1 protein-coding gene is annotated in these 3,165 nt (G+C 70.3%); it reads right to left on the bottom strand.

Features of this window, described 5'->3' with window-relative positions:
• Nucleotides 1–150: 150 nt before the first annotated feature.
• Nucleotides 151–3,165, bottom strand: a 3,015-nt coding sequence (locus WAW85_RS06510; RefSeq protein WP_422558818.1) for a beta-ketoacyl synthase N-terminal-like domain-containing protein, incomplete at its 5' end; no start/stop codon positions are given.

Here is a 3,165-nt window from a genome sequence, read left to right as displayed (position 1 = left end):
CCGCCAGACTGCGCCCGGACCCGCCGGCTCGGGCGGCGGCGTCGCGCCGCTCACCCGGCCGAAAGCCCATCTGCATGGTCGAGCCGGCTTGTTCCAACAGACTCTCGAACTCCGTGACGTCGACGATGTCGATGCCGATGCCGATCACGCTCATCGGTAGACCCCCGCGGCGTCGAGGCGAACGTCGGCGTCCAGGAGCAACGCCGCTTCGGCGTCGTGCTCGTCGGCCGCGTCGTCGAACCGTCGGTTCGGTGGCCGCTGGTAGGCCGGCTCCACCCCACACATCGCCTCCAGCAGCCGCTGACGGCCGCTCCGCAGACGTTCCGCCGAACGCACCCGGTACTCTGCGCGCGCCGCGGCATCGAGCGTCGCCACGAAGGCTTCCGGATGGACGACGGCGATCAGGCCGGAGACGTGACCGAAACCGAGGCTGGTCAGCAGCCCCGCCTTGAGCGGCAGTCGCCCCTCGGTGGCCAGCGGCTCGCGCGCCCACACCAGATGCGGGTACTCGGCCATCTTCTCGTCGACGCAGTCCAGGCTGCGGTTCGGCGGGATCACCCCGTCGCGCAGCACCTGGCACAGGCCGATCAGCTGGAAAGCGGCGGCGCCGCCCTTAGCGTGACCGGTCAGCGACTTCTGCGAGACGACGAACAGTGGCGCACCAGCACTGCGACCGATCGCCGAGGCCAGCCGCTCATGCAGTTCGGACTCGTTGGGGTCGTTGGCCCGGGTGGAGGTGTCGTGCTTGGAGACGACGGCGACCTCGTCGGGGGTGACGCCCAGAGCGGCCAGCGAGTTCGCCAGCGGCGAGTACTGCGCGCCGCGCGCGGCACCGAGCGCACCAAGACCGGGAGCCGGGATCGACGTGTGCACACCGTCGCCGAAGCTCTGCGCCCAGGCCACCACGCCCAGCACCGGCAGCCCCATCTGCGCCGCGACGTCGCCGCGGGCCAGCAAGACGGTGCCGCCACCAGCGGACTCCACGAAGCCGCCCCGCCGACGGTCATTGGCCCGGGAGAAGCGACGCTCGTCGATGCCGCGGGCGCTCATGACCGCCGAGTCGGCGGTGGCCGACATATCGCCGAATCCGACGATCCCCTCGATACCAAGATCGTCGAAGCCACCGGCAACGGCGAACAGCGCCTTGCCGAGACGGATCTTGTCGACGCCCTCCTCCACCGAAACCGCGGCCGTGGCACAGGCCGCGACCGGGTGGATCATCGCGCCGTAGGAACCGACGTACGACTGAACCACGTGGGCGGCAACAACATTCGGCAGCGCTTCCTGCAGGATGTCGTTCGCCTTCGACTCGCCGAGCAGCGTGTCGACGTACAGCGACCGCATGGAGGTCATGCCACCCATGCCGGTGCCCTGCGTATTGGCCACCAGGCCCGGGTGGACCCAGCGCATCAGCTCGGCTGGGCTGAAGCCGGCGCCCAGGAAGGCGTCGACGGTAGCCACCAGGTTCCACAGGGCGACGCGGTCGACCGACTCGACCATATCGGCCGATACACCCCAGCGGACCGGATCGAAACCGGTCGGGATCTGGCCGCCGACGGTGCGCGAGAGCTTCATCTGCCGCGGCACCCGAATTTCGGTGCCTGCCAAGCGAGTCACCGTCCAGTCACCGGTGTCGCCGTTCGGCGTCACGCGGGTGCGTTCGGGGTCGGCCGAGGCGAAGGCCCGTGCCTGCGCCTCCGACGGCACCGTGAAGCTGAGATCGGAGTCAAGGAAGACCGACTCCAGCAGCGGCGCCGAGTTGTCCACCATCGCGCCCTCGTCGGCATAGCGGCGGATGCCACAGCGGTCGAGTACGGCGTCGTGGTAACGCTCGGCGATATCGGCCTCGTCCACCGGATCGCCGGAAGCCACGTCGTACCAGCCCGGCTTGGGTGCAGTGTCCCACTGGACCAGGCCGGTGTTCCAAGCCAGCTCCAAAACGCCTGCGGCGGAGAGCTTTTCGTCGACCTCCATCTCCAAGCGGGTGCGCGAGGATCCGTACGGCCCCACCTCAGCCGCACCGACGATCACCACCAGATCCTCCGGGCGAGCGTCCAGCTCGGCCCAGTCGATCTTGCCAGCCACCTGCGCGCGGGCCGGAGCCGAGAGCGCCGCAATCTCGACGCCGTCGGTTTCCGCAGCGTCCGAAACGACGTGCGCCTGCGCCTGCGCCTGCTCGGCGAGTGCGGCCAGGTCAAGGTCCGCACCGGCCAAGCCGGCGGTGAAGTCGGCAAGCAGTGGGGCCGAGGCCGCCGCCGCACGCTGGTCGGCGCTGCAGAGTCCAAGCAGGCTCGCGGCCATCTCCTCGGTGCTCCAGGTCCGCACGCCGGCGGCTTCCACCGCCTCGACCATCACATCGTTGCCACCCATCAGTCCGGTGCCACGCACCCAGCCAATCAGGGCGTGGGCGAGGCTGGTCCGCGCGGACCACGAGCCCTCCGCCTTCCAGCGACTCACTACGGCGTCCAGCGCGGCCTTGCTCTCGCCGTACGCACCGTCGCCGCCGAACATGCCGCGGTTGGGCGAGCCAGGCAACACCACGTGCAGCCTGGCAGCCAGGTCATGATCGGCGCCGATGGCCGACAGACCACCGATCAGCCGCTCGACCGACCACAGCAGCACCTTCATCTCCAGTTCGGCGCGCGCACCGGCGTCGGTGAGATCGCCAGCCACCCGCGGCGCGGCGAACGGGAACAGCAGAGTGGGCCGCAGCACCGGCTTGACCACGGCAGTGCTCGCGCCGAGGTTCTCGGTCTGCTCGCTGCCCAGCCACTCGATGAGGGCGTCGACGTCGGTGTACGCGGCCATATTCGCCGGGACCACCCACAATGCGGCGCCGGCCCGGGCATAAGTCCGGTACAGCTCCTTGTAGAAGGCCAGTCGCTGCGAGTTCAGCCGCGACGTGGTCGCCACGACCGTGGCGCCGCCAGCTAGCAGGCCGCCGACCACCGACGCCGCGATGGAATCGGCGGATGCACCGGTGACGACGGCGATGTCGCCGGCGTACTCCCCCGGCGCGTCGTCACCGGCCACGGCGGCGATCTGCGCGTATACCGCGGCCAGAGCGTCGCGCCCCTCGGCGGTTGCCCGCTGGTGCCACCACAGCGCCTGATCGACCACCGCCTGGCCGGCCCCGGCAAAGGAAGCCGCCCCCGGGGCCTGGGT

This window comes from Gordonia sp. (in: high G+C Gram-positive bacteria), assembly GCF_049299075.1.
Taxonomy (GTDB): Bacteria; Actinomycetota; Actinomycetes; order Mycobacteriales; family Mycobacteriaceae; genus Gordonia.
This window is presented reverse-complemented; position numbering and strand designations above follow the sequence as displayed.